The organism is Sphingomonas sp. (assembly GCF_048595155.1).
Lineage (GTDB): Bacteria > Pseudomonadota > Alphaproteobacteria > Sphingomonadales > Sphingomonadaceae > Sphingomonas_I.
Genome location: NZ_JBMDXN010000110.1, coordinates 44,585 through 62,787 on the forward strand (window position 1 = coordinate 44,585; position 18,203 = coordinate 62,787).

The 18,203-nt window shown below is 64.6% G+C and carries 12 protein-coding genes and 1 tRNA gene; 6 read left to right on the forward strand and 7 right to left on the reverse strand.

Annotation, left to right across the window (positions count from 1 at the left end; genetic code table 11):
• Positions 1-7 precede the first annotated feature (7 nt).
• The 4 genes from bcsD (at position 8) to ACOJSI_RS17620 (ending at position 7,868) form a co-directional block, all read left to right on the forward strand.
• Positions 8-439, forward strand: coding sequence for a cellulose biosynthesis protein BcsD (gene bcsD, locus ACOJSI_RS17605; RefSeq protein ID WP_420139614.1), 432 nt, complete (start codon positions 8-10; stop codon positions 437-439).
• A 40-nt stretch (positions 440-479) separates the two neighbouring features.
• Complete coding sequence (locus ACOJSI_RS17610) at positions 480-1,463, forward strand: glycosyl hydrolase family 8 (protein ID WP_420139615.1); 984 nt, start codon at positions 480-482, stop codon at positions 1,461-1,463.
• Between the two features lie 223 nt (positions 1,464-1,686).
• A complete protein-coding gene (locus ACOJSI_RS17615; protein WP_420139616.1) occupies positions 1,687-3,714 on the forward strand; it encodes an autotransporter assembly complex protein TamA in 2,028 nt (675 codons plus the stop codon).
• Entirely contained in the window at positions 3,714-7,868 is a 4,155-nt protein-coding gene (locus tag ACOJSI_RS17620) for a translocation/assembly module TamB domain-containing protein (RefSeq protein WP_420139617.1), read from the forward strand. The genes ACOJSI_RS17615 and ACOJSI_RS17620 overlap by 1 nt, the downstream gene beginning before the upstream one ends.
• A gap of 51 nt (positions 7,869-7,919) precedes the next feature.
• Here ACOJSI_RS17620 and ACOJSI_RS17625 read toward each other — a convergent pair whose 3' ends face one another.
• The 3 genes from ACOJSI_RS17625 to ACOJSI_RS17635 all read right to left on the reverse strand — a co-directional run bounded on the left by ACOJSI_RS17625 (position 7,920) and on the right by ACOJSI_RS17635 (position 11,435).
• Positions 7,920-9,953, reverse strand: coding sequence for a transglycosylase domain-containing protein (locus ACOJSI_RS17625; RefSeq protein WP_420139618.1), 2,034 nt, complete (start codon positions 9,951-9,953; stop codon positions 7,920-7,922).
• 35 nt (positions 9,954-9,988) lie between these two features.
• Positions 9,989-10,930, reverse strand: coding sequence for a serine hydrolase (locus ACOJSI_RS17630; protein ID WP_420139619.1), 942 nt, complete (start codon positions 10,928-10,930; stop codon positions 9,989-9,991).
• Between the two features lie 414 nt (positions 10,931-11,344).
• Positions 11,345-11,435: transfer RNA gene (locus ACOJSI_RS17635), tRNA-Ser, on the reverse strand.
• A 76-nt stretch (positions 11,436-11,511) separates the two neighbouring features.
• Here ACOJSI_RS17635 and ACOJSI_RS17640 point away from each other — a divergent pair.
• Entirely contained in the window at positions 11,512-12,510 is a 999-nt protein-coding gene (locus ACOJSI_RS17640) for a peptidylprolyl isomerase (protein WP_420139620.1), read from the forward strand.
• Positions 12,507-13,286, forward strand: a complete 780-nt coding sequence (locus ACOJSI_RS17645; protein WP_420139621.1) for a metallophosphoesterase family protein — start codon at positions 12,507-12,509, stop codon at positions 13,284-13,286. Before ACOJSI_RS17640 ends, ACOJSI_RS17645 begins: the two co-directional genes overlap by 4 nt.
• A gap of 35 nt (positions 13,287-13,321) precedes the next feature.
• Here ACOJSI_RS17645 and pgl read toward each other — a convergent pair whose 3' ends face one another.
• From pgl to ACOJSI_RS17665, 4 genes are read right to left on the reverse strand one after another with little or no spacing between them, the layout of a single operon-like run.
• A complete protein-coding gene (gene pgl, locus ACOJSI_RS17650; protein ID WP_420139622.1) occupies positions 13,322-14,023 on the reverse strand; it encodes a 6-phosphogluconolactonase in 702 nt (233 codons plus the stop codon).
• Positions 14,024-14,047: 24 nt separating this feature from the next.
• A complete protein-coding gene (gene zwf / locus ACOJSI_RS17655; RefSeq protein ID WP_420139623.1) occupies positions 14,048-15,496 on the reverse strand; it encodes a glucose-6-phosphate dehydrogenase in 1,449 nt (482 codons plus the stop codon).
• 4 nt (positions 15,497-15,500) lie between these two features.
• Positions 15,501-17,453, reverse strand: coding sequence for a M61 family metallopeptidase (locus ACOJSI_RS17660; RefSeq protein ID WP_420139624.1), 1,953 nt, complete (start codon positions 17,451-17,453; stop codon positions 15,501-15,503).
• A 45-nt stretch (positions 17,454-17,498) separates the two neighbouring features.
• Positions 17,499-18,149, reverse strand: coding sequence for a DUF1345 domain-containing protein (locus ACOJSI_RS17665; RefSeq protein ID WP_420139625.1), 651 nt, complete (start codon positions 18,147-18,149; stop codon positions 17,499-17,501).
• Between the last annotated feature and the right edge of the window lie 54 nt (positions 18,150-18,203).

An 18,203-nucleotide genomic window follows, 5' to 3' on the forward strand; every position in this document is an offset into this window, starting at 1 on the left:
AATTTCCGTGTCGAACGAAGCGTCCCGCCAATCCATCGCGCTGCTGCTGATCCAGGTGCTTGCCGAGATTAGGGCGTCCGCCAGCGACGAGCAGACCCTTGGTTTCATCCGGGCGGTGGGCGCGCGCATCGCCGCTTTAAACCCGGTGACGGATCTGGAGGATGATGTCGCGCTGGTGACGGCGATGAACGCCTTCTGGTCAGAGCTGCAATGGGGCCATGTGACACTCTCGTTCAGCGACGAGGGCATACGCATCAAGCATCGTGGCCTGCCGGCTACGCTGGACGGGAAAATAGAAAGCCTTTGGAACGAAATAGCGCCGACCCTGCTTGTAGGTATCTATGATCATTGGTTCCAATCGGTCGGCGGAGGGGCGGCGCTCCGCACGTGGATCCGGCAAAGCGGAGAAGACTACATCGAGCTGGTCTACGGGCCTTGATCGTCGTGGGCTGATCGTTCTGCTGGGCGTTGCCGTGGTCATGGGGCGTTCGGGCGCTTTCTCTCACGAACGACGGATCGATCGTAATATCGGTGCTGCGCCGCGGCCGAGCGCGTCCTGGGATCAATTCAAGGCCGCCTTCGTCCAACCGGATGGCCGGGTGATCGACACCGGCAATGGCGGGATCAGCCATACCGAAAGCCAGGGCTATGGGATGGTGCTGGCCGAGGCTGCGGGCGATCGCGAGACGTTCGATGCCATCCATGGCTGGACCGAACGCACGCTCGCCCGATCGGAAGACGCGCTCTTCTCCTGGCGTTATGTGCCGACCGATCCCGATCCGGTGGCGGACCGCAACAATGCCACCGATGGCGACATCCTGATCGCATGGGCGTTGACGCGTGCCGGCGCGCGGTGGGGCGATCGTCGCTACAAGACACGCGCCGCCGCTATCCGTAAATCGATCCATGATCTGATGGTACGCCCGATGGGTGACCATGTGTTCCTGCTGCCGGGGACGAGCGGCTTCGAAAATCCCGGCCGGCTGACACTGAATCCGTCTTATTACATCTGGCCGGCGCTGAGCTTGTTCCAGCAGGTCGATGGCGCGAAGATGTGGGGCCCGGTCATCGCCGGGGGCGAGGCCTTGCTGCGCGGCGCCCGCTTCGGCCCGCTGCGTCTGCCCACCGATTGGGTCGATGTCGCAGCGCCCAATGATTTTACACCCGCTTTCGGCCGGCCACCGCTGTTCGGTTTCGATGCGATCCGCGTACCGCTCTACCTGATGATGGACGGGCGGATGGATGCTGCCCGCGAACTGAGCGGTTTCTGGCGGTCCTATCAGTCCCGCGGCGCGCCGATACCTGCAACCGTGAACGTCGTTACCGGGGAGGTTGCACCTTATGCACTGTCCGATGGCGCAATGGCGGTTGCCAATCGCCTGCTCGATGTGCCTGCGGCCCCCAAGGCACCGATGAGCGATTATTATTCTGCGGTTTTGCAGGAATTATGCTCGATGGTGTAAGCCGCCACGGACGGCGCCGACGGTATTTTGAGGGGGAGACAGTGCAGATGCGCTCAACTAGTCCGGTCATTGCTTCCTGTGGCCGCGTCCCTCGTCTTCTTTGATAGCTGGACGGCTAACAAGGTTGAACAGCGCTACCCGGCTTGCCCTTGGCGAGCAGGGCATCCCCGGATGATTGCAGAAAACGGGATCATGACAACATCACCATCGGTAAGGCTTTAGATTGAAAAAGGGGCATCGTTGCTGGATCTTCGTGGCGGCGACGCTCGTCCCTTTCGCGTTGATCGCCCAACCGGCTGATCAGAAGCCGCCGGCTGGTAGCGATGATCACGAATTCGAAACGGCTCTGCCGCCGCTCGACCAGACAGCGATCACCCCTGCGCCCGCCACGGCCAGTGAGCCGGTCCCGACCCAGGACAACGAACTCAACGCGCCGCTGGCACCGCTGGCGACCTTCAACGCCGAGCCTCTGCCGGCCACGGCGACGCAGCAGGCGAAGGGCGATGCGCCACAGCAATTGCGCTACGGGCTTCGGCTGGAAGGCTTTGAGCAGGTCGGGCTGGAAGATCGCTTCCGCGCGCTCTCCGCGCTGTTGCACGATGGCAAGAAGGCGGCGAACGCCACGCAAATCCGCGCGCGGGCGGATGAGGACGTCCAGCTGGCCGAACGCCTGTTGCGCTCCGAAGGCTATTTCGACGGAACGGCGCTGGCCACCATTCCGGCGGCGGTAGCGCCCGGCGCCGCCGTGCCCGTCACGATCACCGCGACGCCCGGCAAACAATATAACCTCGCCCAGATCGCTGTCACAGGGCTTGCGGCCGAGCCGCAAGCGCTGGCGCTGCAGGCGCTTGATCTAAAGCGCGGACAGCCGATCCAGGCGCAACGGATCGAAGATGCGGAGGCGCGTGTTTCGCTGCGCCTGCCCGAGCAGGGCTATCCCTTCGTGGACGTCGGACAGCGCGACATCCTCCTCGATACGGTCGCCTTCACTGGCGACTACAGCTTGCCGGTGCAGGCCGGTCCCAAGGCGCGCTTCGGGCGATTGCGAACCGAAGGCGATCCCGTCTTCGGCGTGGACCACCTCAACGTCTTCCCGAGGTTCAAGCCCGGCCAGATCTATGACAGCCGCCAGACGGACGATCTGCGGCAAGCGTTGATCGGGACCGGTCTTCTGTCCACCGTGTCGGTCACCCCTGTTCGAACCGGCGAGGTGCTGCCCGACGGAACGGAAACGGTGGATCTGCTCGTACGGCAGGCTGAGGGCAAGGCGCGTACCTTATCCGCCAGTGCCGGTTATGGCACGGGCGAGGGCGTGAAGGTGAGCGGCGGCTGGGCGCACAACAACCTGTGGAGCCCCGAAGGCGCGTTGGTGCTGGATGCGACCGCAGGAACCCAGCAGCAGGAAGTCAGTGCGACCTTCCGCCGATCGAATGCCGGGCTGCGCGATCGCACCTTTCAAGCCGGCGTGGCGGTCAGCCGGCAACGTTTCGATGCCTATGACGCACAGTCGGTTAGCCTCACAACCAGCCTGTCACGCCAATCGACGCCGATCTGGCAGAAGAGATGGACCTATTCGCTGGGAGGCGAACTGACCGCGACCCGCGAGACACCGTTCGATCCAGCGGATCTGACGCGTCCCAAAAACACCTACTTCATCGCCGCATTGCCCCTGCAGGGCGGGTATGACCGATCCAATAGCCTGCTCGATCCGACGCGCGGCTTCCGTGTCACCGCGAAACTCAGCCCGGAGGCGCAGAAGCAAAGCGGGGGTGGCTTTGACACCTATGCCCGCATGCTGGTCGAAACGACCGGCTATATGCCGCTCGTGGCCAACAGTTTCGTACTGGCAGGCCGCGTGCGGGTCGGATCGATCGTGGGTGCGGCGCGGGACGACATCGCGCCGTCGCGGCGCCTCTATTCGGGCGGCGGCGGATCCGTCCGCGGCTATGGCTATCAACAGCTTGGTCCCAAGGATCAGAATAACGATCCGATCGGCGGGCGGTCACTCACCGAATTCTCGGTGGAAGGGCGGTATCGCTTCGGCAATTATGGGATCGTGCCGTTTTTCGACGGCGGCCGCGTCGGCGAAAGCTCCAGCCCCAGCATCAGCCACATGCGCTACGGCGTGGGCATCGGCGCGCGTTACTATACGAATTTCGGGCCGTTCCGCCTGGATGTCGCCACGCCGCTGGGACGACGTCCAGGTGAGTCCAAGCTGGGCGTCTATATCTCGATCGGGCAGGCCTTCTGATGGCGCTGCGGATCGTCAAATGGGCGGGGATCGCGGCCGCCACGCTGGTTCTGCTGATCGTCCTTGGGCTGTTGGCGGTGGACACGGGGCCGGGTCGGCGCTTCGTGGTGGATCGGCTTGCCGGATATAGCACCGCGTCCGGCCTGAACTTCCGCGCCAGCAGGATCGATGGATCGATCTACGGCAGGATGGTGCTGCACGATGTCGAAGTGCGAGATCCGCGCGGCATGTTCGCCAGCATCCCGCGTCTCACCGTCGATTGGCGGCCATTCTCCTATCTGCATTCCAAGGTGGACGTGCGGCTGTTGCAGGCGCCGACGGCGCTGCTGCTGCGCAAGCCGGAGCTGAAATCTGTTCCCGCCGATCCGGACGCCCCGTTGCTGCCGGATCTCGACATCGCGCTGGGCAAGATCGAAGTCGGGCAGCTGACGATCCTGCCGCCGGTCACCGGCCAGCGCCATGCTCTTTCCTTGCGCGGATCGGCGAACATCGCGGATCGGCGGGCGCAGATCCGCCTCGACGCGCAGGCGGTTCGCGGGAGCCATCTCGCCGGGGGTGATCGCCTTCACCTGATCCTGGATGCCGTGCCCGACGATAACCGGCTCGCGATCGATGCGGATCTGCGTGCGCCAGCCGGCGGGCTGGTGGATAGCTACGGCAAATTCGGCAAGCCGCTGATGCTGACGGTGAAGGGCAGCGGCGACTGGGCCCATTGGCGTGGCGAGGCGCGCGGTGCGCTTGGCGGTGCGTCGCTGGGGACACTGGCGCTGAACGGCACGAACGGCACGTTCGAGACGAAGGGCGTGGTGCGTCCGTCTTTGCTGTTGTCCGGCCCCTCCGCGCAGCTAACCACGCCCGCGGTGACGCTGGATCTGGTCGCCAAATTGGCGGACCGAAAGATCGACGCCCGCGTCCAGGCGAGCTCCGATTATTTCTCGCTGCATAGCGAGGGCCAGATCGATCTTGGCAATAGCCGCTTTGGCGATCTGCGCGTCGATGCGCGTTTGCTGAACGCGTCGGCACTCGCGCCCAATCTCCACGCGCGCGACCTGCGCTTGCAGGCCAAGCTGGACGGCGCGCTTGCCGCGCCCACGACGGACTATCAGCTTACGGCGGGATCGATCGGCTTCGGTGATATCCGCGTTGCCGGTCTATCGGTCCGCGGCGACGGCGTTATCGATACGAACCATATCCGCATCCCCGTACATGCCACGGCCGGCGCGATCAGCGGGCTGAACGCGGCGGCGGGGGGATTGTTGAAGAATATCCGGCTGGATGGCGATATCGCCTATCAGGATGGGAAGGTCGCCAGCGACAATCTGCACCTGCGTTCCACCCGCATCGATGCGACCGCGATCATCCTCGCGGATCTTACCAAGGGCACCTACACCGGCGCGTTGAAAGGACGCGTCAACGATTATGAGGTGAATGGGCTCGGCAAGATCAACCTGGTGACCGACGCACGGCTGGTGCCGGGCGCGGGGGGCGGTTTTGCGGTCAAGGGCCATGTCAAAATGCTGACGCGGCGCCTGGACAATGCCAGCGTACGCGAACAGTTGGGCGGCAATGCGTTCATCACCGCCGACATCGCCTATGATCTTGCCCGTGGAGCAACGGTCACCAACCTGCGGCTGCGCGCGCCGCGCTTCCAGATCGTGGGCGGCAACGGCTTCTATCGAACGGATGGCCGCATCGGCTTCCATGCGCGCGGCCGATCCGATGCCTATGGCCCGATCCGTGTCGATGTGACCGGCACGGTCGCCCGACCGTTGGCCCGGCTGCGGGCCGATCGCCCTGGCCTGGGCTTGGGCTTGAGGGATCTGGATGCAATGGCGGAGGGCACGAATGGCGGCTACCGCATTCGCGCACGCGGCCAATCCGACTATGGGCCACTTTCGGCCGATGCCGTGCTGACGGTCGGGAACGGCGCGACACGCGTCGACATCGCCTCTGCCACGATCGCCGGGATCCGTGTCAGCGGACAGGTGCAGCAGGCGCCGGCGGGCCCGTTCGTCGGCACGCTCGCGCTGGTCGGATCCGGGCTGAGCGGGAACATCCGTCTCAGTGCGGCAGGATCTATCCAGCGTGCCGATGTGGCGTTGACGGCCGCTGCGGCCCGCATTCCGGGTACCACGCCGATCACGATCGGCAGCGGTACGATGTCGGCCACCGTAATGATGGAACAAGCGGGGCCCTCGATCGAGGGACGCTTCGCCTTACAATCCGTGCGCAGCGCCACGTTGGAGATTGCGCGCGCACGCGGCCGGATCACCTATCGCGCCGGGCAAGGCCGGGTTGCGCTCGTCGCCGCAGGCGCCGCCAGCGGCACGCCGTTCGACATCGCGAGCCAGGCGGCGCTTGCGCCGACGCGGGTGGTCGCCAATCTGACCGGGCATGTTAGCGGCGTAGCGTTCCGCCTGGCGGCGCCGGCCATCGCAACCAAGGTCGGCACCGACTGGCGCCTCGCGCCGACCACCATCATCGTTCCCCAGGGTCAGATGGAGCTGACCGGCGGTTATGGCGCGCGCACCCAGATCCACGCCGTGCTGCGCAATATGGATATCGCCATTGTCAACGCGGTCGTGCCCGGCCTTGGCCTGGGCGGCAAGGCGTCAGGGACTGTCGATGCCGATGTGAGCGGCGCCGTGCCCGACGTGCGCGCCCGTATCGATGTGACCGGCTTCAACCGGACCGCCGCGCTGACCGTGTCCGATCCGGTCGACATCGCTCTGCTCGGCACGCTCAATCAGACCGGTGGCGACGTGCGGGCGCTGATCAAGCGGAGCGGCGCGGTGTTGGGCCGGATGCAGGCCCGGCTGGCGCCGCTCGGCGCCGGCGCAGGCATCAGCGAGCGCCTGTTTTCCGCGCCGCTTTCCGGCGGTATCCGTTACAATGGGCCGGCCGAGGTCTTGTGGAGCATGAGCGGCATCGCGCGCCAGGATCTGTCTGGACCGATCGCCATCGGCGCCGATTTTGGCGGGCGGCTGGATCGGCCCACCGTGACCGGCGTGATCCGCGCCAACGCGCTACGCTATGAGAACGAAGCCTTCGGCACTGTGCTCTCGCGCATGGCGATCGACGGACGGTTCACACAGTCGCAACTTTTGCTGAACCGCCTGACCGCGAGCGCGGGGGAGGGGAGCATTGCGGCGAGCGGGCAAGTGGGACTGGATGCCGCGAGCGGCTTCCCGATCGACGTGAAGGTGACGCTGGATCGCGCCCATCTCGCCCGGGGAGACGATCTGGATGCGACCGTCTCGGGCAATCTGGCGATCACCAACAGCAAGGGTGCGGGCGGCCTGATCAAGGGCGAGCTTCGCATTCCCGAGGCCCGCTACCAGATCGTGCGCGAGGGGTCGGCTGCCGTGCCTGAATTGACCGGGGTGCGCCGCAAGGGGGATGTCGCGCCCGCTGCGCAAGCCAATGGTCCGGCGCTGCCGAGCAACTGGAAGCTCGATGTTCGGCTGCGGGCGGATAACCAGATCTTCGTAAGCGGCATGGGGCTCGAGGCGGAATGGCGCACCGACATGCGCGTGCGCGGAACTTCGACCGATCCGTCCATCGTCGGGAAGCTGGAGGTCGTGCGCGGAACATATAGCTTCGCCGGTCGGCGGTTCGAGCTCGATCACGGCACGATCACGTTCCAGGGCGGCATGATGAATCCCCAGCTGGACATCGCCGCCTCTACCACGGTGGAAGGCGTCAGCGCGACGATCACGATCGGCGGCTATGCGCAGCGGCCGCAGATCAGCTTCACCTCCACGCCATCGCTTCCGCAGGATGAGGTGCTGTCACGCTTGCTCTTCGGGACGTCGATCACCTCGCTTTCGCCGACCCAGGCGATCCAGCTCGCCGCGGCGCTGAATTCGCTGCGTGGGTCGGGCGGGGGGCTCAATCCATTGGGTAAGTTGCGCGGACTGGCCGGGATCGATCGTCTGCGCGTGCTCGGCGCGGATCAGAGTGCCGGACGCGGCACGGCGCTGGCCGCCGGAAAGTACATCTCCAACAACATCTATGTGGAGATCGTCACCGACGCCCGGGGCTTTACCGCGACCCAGTTGGAAATCTCGCTCAGCCGCGCACTCAGCGTGCTGAGTCAGACCGGGTCGTTCGGCGGGTCCAATGTGAGCCTGCGCTACAAGAAGGTGTATTGAGCAAGACGGATCGAGCCGCGCGAACGGTAGCGGCCGCCCGGCGCGCCTTGGCTACCATTCGTCGTAAGAGGGCTCGTCATAACGCCGCCGATCATCGCGGTCTTCGGGGTCGTATCGCCGTCGCCGATCGGAATCGCCGCGCAGGAAGCGCGGGATCAGCGGCTCGAAGAACCGTTCGAGCGGCGACATCTCCTCGTCTTCCGCATCTTCCATGGCCGCGGCCTCACGCTCGGCAGCGGCGGCGCGCATCGCTTCCTGCCGCTCGAAGATGGCTTCCTGCAGGGTCGTCGGCAAGGGCAGATCGCTTTCGCGCAGATCGGCCTGGCTCATGAAGCGACGCCAGATTTGCGCGGGCAGGCTGCCGCCGGTGACGCCGCGCATTGGCGTGTTGTCGTCATTGCCGACCCACACGCCCGTAATCAGCCCCCCAGCGAAACCGACGAACAGGGCGTCGCGATGGTTTTGCGTGGTGCCGGTCTTGCCGAAGGTCGGGATTGCGAGAGCGGCGGCGCGGCCCGTTCCCTGGTTGGTCGCCGTCCACAGCAGGTCCAGCATCGCCTCACGCGCGCGCGGATCAAGGCGGTGCAGCGCGGTTGCCGCCGGAGCGGCTCCTGCGGGTGCCACCAGCCCGCGCGGCTTCACCGGATACGCCCCTGCGGCGATCGACGCATAGGCCGAGGTCAGCTCCAGCAAGGTCGTTCCCGATGTTCCCAGCGCCATCGACGGGCCGGACGCGATCGGGGATTCAATGCCGAGCTGCCGGGCGGCAGCGGTGACCTGCCCACGTCCGACCTTTTCGGCAATTCTAACGGCCGCGACATTGCTGGACTGCGCGAAGGCGTCACGGAGCCGCAATGGCGGCCCATAGCGGTTGCCATAATTGTGCGGAGTCCATTGATCGATCGTCAACGGACTGTTCTCCACGATCGAGTCCGGGGAAGACCCATGTTCCATCGCGGCCAGATAGACGGCGAGCTTGAACGCCGATCCCGGCTGACGGCGCGCCTGGGTGGCGCGATTGAAGGGGCTGGATTGGTGACTGCGGCCGCCCACCATAGCCACCACCTGTCCGTCCGCGCGCATCACGACGATGGCAGCCTGGGTCGCGTGAAGGGCCGCGCCTTGCGAATTCAAAACGCCGGTCAAGGCGTCGATAGCCGCTTTCTGCAAGCCGCGGTCTAACGTGGTCCGGACCTGAACCTGGCCCGCCTCCTGCTTGGCGGCGGCCTCGACCTGCGGCGCGATCCAATCCACGAAATAGGTGCCGCCGGGCAGCTCGTCATTGGCGACGTGCGGTACCGCCAGCCGGATGCCTGCCAGCCTGGCCGGCTTCACCATCCCCTCTTCGCTCATCGCGGCGAGGACGAGGCGAGAGCGCGCTTGCGCGGCGCGCAGGTCGTTGGTCGGGTTCAGCCGGCTCGGCGCCTTCACCATGCCGGCCAGCATCGCCGCCTGCGCAAGCGTGAGATCCTCCGGCGCCTTCTGGAAATAGTGGCGCGCGGCGGCGCGAAGGCCATAGGCGCCGTCACCGAAATAGATGGACGACAGATAGCGCGACAGGATCTCATCCTTGCTCAGCCAGGCATCCAGCCAGACGGCGAGGATCAGCTCCTGCACCTTCCGCCCGATCTTGCGATCGGAACTCAGGAAGGCGGTTTTCGCGAGCTGTTGCGTAATCGTGGATCCGCCCTCCACGACGCCGCCCGCACGCGCGTTGCGCCAGGTTGCGCGCAACAGCCCGCGCAGATCGACGCCGTGATGGGAGGCGAAGCGACGATCCTCGATGGCGATGAAGGCGCCGCGGACCTGAAGCGGCAGCTTCGCGGCATCGACCGGCGCATCTTGCCCGCCCCGTCGTGCAATCGGCGTGCCGTCGGCACTCAGGAAAATGAAGGTAGGCTTGCCCGCGGGCTGCATCGGCCCCCACGGCGGCGCGACCCAGGTCGCCCACGCAATCGCCGCCAGCAGTAGCGCGAGCACAGCCGCGCCGCTCCATTTGGTAATGGATCGCCAACCCGGCCGCCGTAGCCGCCGCAATCGCAGCCGCCACGTTTCCGCAAGACCTTGATCGACCGGCTCGGTCACCCGATCCGCGTCACTTTTGCGTGACCACCAAGGATTCACGAACTGCGCTCCGCCGCTGCGGGCGCAGCAGCACGTTGAGCAGCCAGCTGCGCATCATAACGGATGGTTGCCGCCACGACGCGGTGCATCAATTTCATGCGTGCGGGCAGGGGCTGACGGGTACGACCGATCATGATGGCGACGGCATAGGATTGCCCGCTCGGCGACGTCAGGACGCCGACGTCGTTATACCCGGCTTGCTCACCCTGGAAGACCTGACCGGTGCCGGTCTTGTGGGCGAGGCTCCACCCATCGGTCAGCCCGCCTTTGAGCCGCTGCGGCCCGGTACGGCTTTGCGCCATGATGGAGAGCATCCGACTGGTGGAGGCAGGAGAGAGCAGGGTGCCCTGCCGCAAGCGCGCAAGCGCGTCGGCGATGCCGAGCGGCGTGGCGCCATCGACAGGATCGGCGACGTACGCGTTGAACGCCGCACGGCGGGCCGCGGCTGGCACGGCTTCCCGCGCATCGAAGAAGCGCTGGCCGAGACTATATTCGCGTTTCCACTCCAATCCCGCGATCTGGCTCTGCATCAGCGTTTCGCCCGGCCCAAATCGCACCCCCGCTATACCCTTCTGCCCCAAAGTCGTGCGGACAACCGACGGGCCGCCGACCAGGTTCAACAACCGATCATTGGCACTGTTGTCGCTTTGCGTCAGCGCGCGCAGCACCAGATCTTCGTTGGTCGTGTGAAAGCCGCCGGGGCGGAGCGCCAGCGCACGGATCGGCTGGTGGAACACGGTCAGGTCTTCTGGCCCGACGACAATCGCGTTCGCGAGACCAAGCGCCCCCCGATCGATCTGATCGAACAGGCTCAGCGCGACCCACAATTTGCTGACACTCTGCTGCGGGAAGTAATCCAGGCCACGATAATCGGACGTCCATCCCGTCTGGACGTCACGAACGGCGATCCCGACATCGCCGGGGAACGCCTTACCCAAGCGGCCGACGTCCTGATTCAGCTGCAGGGCGGCACTGGAAAGAGGTTGGGCAGGCTGCGGCCGAGCGGGACGGTCCGGTGTAGAGGGCCGCACAGTCGGTATAGCAACCGTCTGTGGTTCGCGGTGGTCAAGAGAATCCTCGTTGTGCGACGACAGGTGAGCGATGCCGGCAAGGGCAAATCCACCCGCTGCAACAACTGCAAGCAATCGTCCTGCGGTACTCGACACAAGATTTACTTTAGGCAACACTCTCCTCGCTTTCAGAGCTGCTTATAGCAGTTACAGCTTTCTATAGCTTGAATAGCGGAACAAGAGTGTTCTTCAGAAAGATCTGGCGCGCGGCCCGGCGTGTTCGCGGTTGGCAGAGTGCATCTGCCGACAGGTTGTAGAGGGCGCGACGGGAGGCCAGCGGAATGGCGGAGCGGGAGGGATTCGAACCCTCGATACGGTTTTGCCGTATACTCACTTTCCAGGCGAGCGCCTTCGACCACTCGGCCACCGCTCCATTCCGCTGGAATGGTGCCCCCTATCGAAGGGGAAAGGCTTTCGCAAGGCGGCCAGCCTGTGGCAGGGTCCGTCCCATGAAATATCCTGGCCTGATTGCGGTGGCGGTAAGCGGCGGAGCGGCCCTGGCGTTGCTTCCTATGGCAGCGGGCGCCGCGCAAGCGCCTGCCGACATCGTGGCGGCGGCGCCACGCGCAGCCTGGATCCCAATACCGGCAGACAGCCTGATCGTGATGGATCTTTCTCCGGACCGTGGCGGCAAGGCGCGGCGGATCGTCATTCAGTTGATGCCGACTCCGTTCGCAGCCGGGCACGTCGCCAACATCAAGGCATTGGCGCGCCACCATTGGTGGGACGGTACCAGCGTGAACCGCGTCCAGGACAATTACGTGGTGCAATGGGGTGACGCGACCGAGAAGAAGCCGCTCCCGGCGGATTTGGTCAAGGTTCCCGACAGCGACTATGTGGTGCCCGCCACCGCCTTGCCTTCGGAGGCACGACCGGCGCCAGCAGCGGGCAGTAGCCCCGAAGGACAAGCGGCCATCGCGGGAACGATCACCCCCAGCGCACCGGACGGCTGGCATGAACGGGATTCCTATGCCCCCTGGGTCGGCATCCACGCCGGATGGCCGATCGCCTCCGATCGCGAGAGCGCCTGGCCTGTCCACTGCTATGGCATGGTTGGGGTAGGGCGGGATTTGTCGCCCGACACCGGTACGGGCGCCGAACTCTATGTCGTGATCGGCCAGGCCCCGCGCCAGCTCGATCGTAACATCGCCCTGGTCGGCCGCATCATCGCCGGCATCGAACATCTTTCATCCCTGCCAAGAGGGACCGGTGCGCTGGGCTTCTACAAGACGGCGGGGGAGCGCACGCCGATCCAGTCGGTCAGGCTGGCCTCCGAGCTTCCTGCGGCAACGCGCCCTCGCTTTGAATATCTGTCGGACCACAGCCAGGACTTTGCCCGCTACGTCGCCGCCCGTGCGAACCGGAAGGACAGTTTCTATTCGCGGCCGGCGGGCGCCATCGATATCTGCAACATCGTGCCGCCGGTCCGCGTTGTATCGAAACGATGAACCTGTTCCGTTGGCGTAAAAGGCCGGCTGAAGCGCCGACGCCACATCCTCCTGCTGAAATCCCGGCGGGGCAGCGCGTTTATGCGGTTGGCGACGTGCACGGCCGGTTTGATTTGCTGCAACGGCTGTTTGGCAAGATCGAGGCTGACGATCGCGCGCGGGGTGATGCCGAAACGCATGTGGTGATGCTGGGCGACCTGATTGATCGGGGGCTGCAATCGCGCGAGATCGTCGAATTTTTCCTGAAGCAGCCGCCGAATTTTGCACGTCTCCATTTCGTGATGGGCAATCACGAGGAGATGTTGCTGAAGCTGATCGACGATCCCTATCTGGACGCCATGCTCCACTATCTGCGTTACGGCGGGCGCGAGCTTTTCGAAAGCTATGGGGCGCCGCGCGCGGTGCTGGACGCACCCGATAATTTCACGCCGGATACGCTGCCATCCTATGTCCCACCGGCACATCGCGCTTTCCTCGCGGCCATGCATGACGGTGTGCAGTTCGGCGATTATTTCTTCACCCACGCCGGCATCCGCCCGGGTGTACCGCTGGCACAGCAAGAGCGGCAGGATCTGCGCTGGATCCGCGCGCCGTTCCTGGAGAGCCGCGCCCACCACGGCGTCGTCGTCGTTCATGGGCATAGCGTGTCGGATACGGCGGAACTGCTGCCCAACCGCATCGGCATCGATACCGGCGCTTATATGACCGGTGTGCTCACCGCGATCGGGCTGGAGGGCAGCGATCAGTGGCTGCTCCAGACCCGAGGGGGTGACTGAACGGGCTGGCGTGCCCGTTCAGACGTGAAGCGCGATCAGGCGGTCCAGTGAATGTCGATCGGTTGCTCGGCTTCGGCGAGGACCTGACCGATCGGAACCTTCGACCCTGCGCCGTCTTCGATCGCCTGTTCGACGATCGCGCGCTTGGCGTCGCCCGTCAGGCACAGCATCAGGGCCTTTGCCGACAAGATGGCGGCGCGCGTCATGGTCACGCGGGCCACCGGCGCTTCAGGCGGCAGGGGATCGGGCATCACGCCGATGGCGCGCCGGGTCTTCGGCGCGGTCAAGGCCGCTTCCAGGTCGGGGCCGGGGAAGATGGAGGCCGTATGCCCGTCACCGCCGACGCCGAGCACGACCAGATCCGGCGGCCAGTGCAGATCCTGCAGGCGCGCGTCGGCGGCGTTGCCGGCTGCCTTGTAGTCGGCATTATCGGCGCCCAGCGGCATCACCCGTGCGCCCTTCGGAAGAAAGATTTTGGCCAGCATGGCGACGTTGGAGAGCGGATTGTCCACCTTCACGAGACGGTCATCGACCGGGAAGATGGTGACCCTCTTCCAGTCCAGCTTCATGGTAGCCAGCTTTTCGTAAGCCTTCACCGGCGTATTGCCGCCGGACAGACCGATCACCGCGGCCGCACGGGCATCCAGGGCGCTTTCGATGATGAAGGCGATATCGCCCGCGACCGCTTCGGCGAACGCCTCTGCGTCGTCATGCTCCCACCATTCTGCTTCGATCATGCCGTATACTCACTCATCTTTGGGTTATTCATGCCAGGTCACGCCGTCGCGCTCCGTGAGCGCAATGGCGGCCGCGGGACCCCAGGTACCCGCGGGATAGGTCTTGGGCGTCATGCCATTGGCTTCCCAGCCCGCGCGGATGGCATCGATCCATTCCCACTGCGCCTCCACCTCGTCGCGGCGGACGAACAGCGTCGGATCGCCTTCGATCAGATCGAGCAGCAGCCGTTCGTAGGCAATGCGACGGCGCACGTCGGCAAAGGCATTGGCCATGCGGATGTCCAGCGGCACTTCGCGCAGGCGGATGCCGTCGCGATCCAGGCCAGGCTGTTTGGCCATGATCGTGAAGCTGATATTCTCTTCCGGCTGGATCGAGATCAGCAGGCGATTGGGCTGTAATGCAGCACCTTTGCCTGCGAACATGGAGTGCGGCACCGGCCGGAATTGGATCACGATCTCCGAGGTGCGTCGCGGCAGGCGCTTGCCGGTGCGCAGATAGAAGGGGACACCCTGCCAGCGCCAATTGTCGACATGGGCCTTCAACGCGACGAAGGTTTCCGTATCCGACGGTTTTTCCAGCTCATCCGCGTAGCCGGGCACGGGTTTGCCATCGACCGCGCCGGCCACGTACTGACCGATCACGCTTTCCTTGGCGTCGAGCTTGCGCAGCGAGCGGAGCACCTTCACCTTTTCGTCGCGTACCGCCGTCGCCGTGAATTGGGCGGGCGCTTCCATCGCAACGAGTGCGAGCAGCTGCAGCATATGGTTCTGCACCATATCGCGCAGCGAGCCCATGCCGTCGAAATAGGAGGTGCGCCCCTCCAGGCCGACCGTCTCACCGACGGTGATCTCGACATGCTCGATGGCGCTGGCATTCCAGAGCGGCTCGAACAGGATGTTGCCGAAGCGCAGTGCGAGCAGGTTCTGAACCGTCTCCTTGCCGAGATAATGGTCGATCCGGAATGTGCGTGCTTCAGGAAAGACCCGGGCGACGGCGTCATTGATCTCGCGCGACGAGGCGAGATCGTGGCCGAGCGGCTTTTCCAGCGCGAGACGGGTCTGAGGACCGGCGAGGCCGGCGGCTTCCAGTCCGGCGATCGTCGATTCAAACAGCGAGGGCGCCGTCGACAGGAAGATCGCCAGGCCGGCATTGGCACGCGGGCCGAGCGCTTCGCCCAGAGTTGCCAACGTCTCCGGCCGCGAAGCGTCCGCTGCGACATAATGAACGCGGGCAAGGAAGCGATCGAGCACATCGGGCGCCAGATCGCGATCCTTCACGATCGACTGCAGGGCATCGGCGGCGGTTTTCCGGAAGGCGTCGTCATCGATCTCGCTGCGCGCGGTGCCGTAGATTTCCAGGTCGGCCGGCAGCAGTCCATCGGCATGGAGGCCAAACAGGGATGGCAACAACATCCGCCGCGACAGATCGCCCGTCGCGCCGAACAGGAGAAGGGTCTGCGCGGGTGCTGCCATCCGATTACTTCCTTGCAGAATAGAGGGCGTCGAGCGTGCTCGGCGCCTTGGGGTCGATTTTCTCGAGGTGCGGATAGCGCAGACCGCCCGTCCAGGCGACACTCACCGTCCGGAAATAACTACCTTGCTGGATCATCAGGTTGATCGGCTTGCTGCTGCTGGCATCCTTGATCGCCTGTTTGAGATCGTCCTCGCCATAAGACTGGCCGTTGACCGCCAGGATTTTGGTGCCGATCGTGATGCCCGCATTTGCGGCGGGACTGTCCCAGTTCACCCGGCTCACGCTGCCGTCGCGGGCCACGGTGAGGCCGATCGAGAGGGTGAAATCGGCGGCCTTGCGCGCTTTCTCACGCGATTTCCACCACGAGCCCGGCTGATCGGTATAGACCAGCTTGTAACCCCCGCGGGTGATGCCCTCCAGCGGTGCGGCCGGTGCGACCGCATCCACCCGCTGGTGCAGGAAGGTTGCCCAGTCATAGGGTTCGACCTGGTTGAGCGCTGCGACGACATCGTCGAACGTGTAGGTGAGTTCGCCCCAATCGCGGTCGCGCATCCCGTAGAAGATGCGCGCAAAATCATCCAGCGACCTTTTGCCCTTCGATCGTTGGCGAATCAGGCTGTCGGCATCCACCCAGATCAGCTGGCCCTCGGAGTAATAATCTTCCGAACGCTGCCAGTTCGGCCAGGGCGCTGGCGCGCGACGGGCAATGATCGGATCTTCGGTCGTGTCCACCAGCGGCCGCCATTGTTTGCCGGCCTGCGTCGCGTAGGTCGCGGCAACGCTGGCAAGCGCGTCCAGGGCTTCTTCTTTCGAAACAACCCCCGCGCGGGCATCCAGCACATTGCCCCAGAATTGAGTCTGCCCTTCATAGACCCACAGCAAGCTGCCGCCCATGGGCTGGCGATAGTCCGGCGTCCACAGATCCGCCGGGCGGCGGAACTTGCCGTCCCAGCTGTGCACGAATTCATGCGCGACGACGTTGTGTGAGGACGCGCTGGTATCCCATTCGGTGAAGAAGCCGGTCGATGATCCGATCTCGGTCGAGCGGTGATGTTCCAGGCCTTGGCCGCCCAGCGTATCGGACAGCGTCATCAGAAAATCGTAATGATTATAATGCTGGGACCCGAACAGCTTCGTCGCCTGATCGACCATCGCCTTGAACTTGGTCAGATGCTCGGCTTTGGCGGCGAGATAATCAGGGCGATCCGCAATGATGTTCATGGTCACGTCGCGGGTCAGCGGCTCGATGCGCGCAAAACGTCCCGCGATGGTCGGCGAATCCGCCAGCGTGTCGAAGGCGACGGTTTCATATTGGATCTTGCCGCCCTTGGCTGTGGAAGCCCCCGACGGACGCAGCGCCGTGGCGGACGTCCAGCCCTCCGGATAGGTCGCACTGGGCGCGACCATGATCTGCCGCACATAATATCCGGCGGGGTAGAGAGCTGTCGCGATCCATTCCAGGTTGAGCATGACGGGCGTCATGAGGATGCGCCCCTGGTTGGCCGCAGTGGGCGTCATAAACTGGAAGTTCGCCTCGATCGTGTCCACACCGGCCGGAACATCCAGATGGAACGCGTAGACGTCGATCGGATCGCGTCGCCACGGGAGGGTCTTGCCGCCTGCCGTGATGACCAGGCCCGCAAGCTTGTTGATCTGGCCGGTGGGGGCGTGATTGCCAGGCAGCCATTTGGGGTACAGCAACACTAGGTGGCCCGCTTTTACCGGGATCGTCTCCTTGATCCGGAAGATGCGGTGGTCGATGTCGGTCGCATCGACGTCCAGCTTGATCGTCCCGGGATAGGGGGTGTCCTGCGGTGCCGGGATCGTATCCACCAGGGGCGCGGCCTGCGGCATGCTCGTGCCGGTTGGCGCATCCGACATTTGGGCGAGGCCTGGGCTAGTAGCGAGAACCAGGGCGGAGACAGCGAAGCACAGCCGCGAACGATAAGACATCATGCGAAGGCTGTTGCGCGGCCGGACCTCTCCTGTCCAGCCTCGTTTTCAGGATGAGCTTCCGCCAAGCACATTGATGGTAAACGCCACGATTCCCAGGTTGAAGACGAATGCGGCGAGGCAGTGGAACATCACCACGCGACGCATGCGGCCGCTGGTGATATCCATGTCGGACACCTGGAACGTCATGCCAAGGCAGGTCGAGAAGTACATGAAATCCCAATAATTGGGCTCGTCCGTATCGGGAAATTTGACTCCGCCGGTGTCCTTGCCGTCCTTTTCCTCATAAAAGATGTGGGCGTAATGGAGCGCGTAGATCAGGCTCGTGAACAGCCAGCACAGCGCAAGCGTGCCTACGATCAGGACCACCTCCCCGGGTGGCGGCGTCTTTGGACGGGTGAGCTCCGCCGTGACGGCGGCGAGCACGACAAGCGAAACGATCGCGGTAATAACGAGCAGGCCTGCACGGTTCGCGTCATTGGCCTTTGCGGAGCGGCGCATGCCCTCCGCCCGATCGCGGAAGATCGGTGCGATCAATATGAAGAAAACCAATGCGGCGGCATCGAACGCGGCCATCGACCCAGCGGCCCAGCCCAACCGGGTGACACCCAGCGGCAAGCCGATCAAGATGATGGCCAGAAACGTCAGAAAACGCGGCGGCGCAATGCGATTGCCAAGCCGCCAGCCATGCCCCGCCATCGATCATCCTCCCGAAAGGCGCGGCTTACCGCGACCGGGAAGTATAAGGAAGCA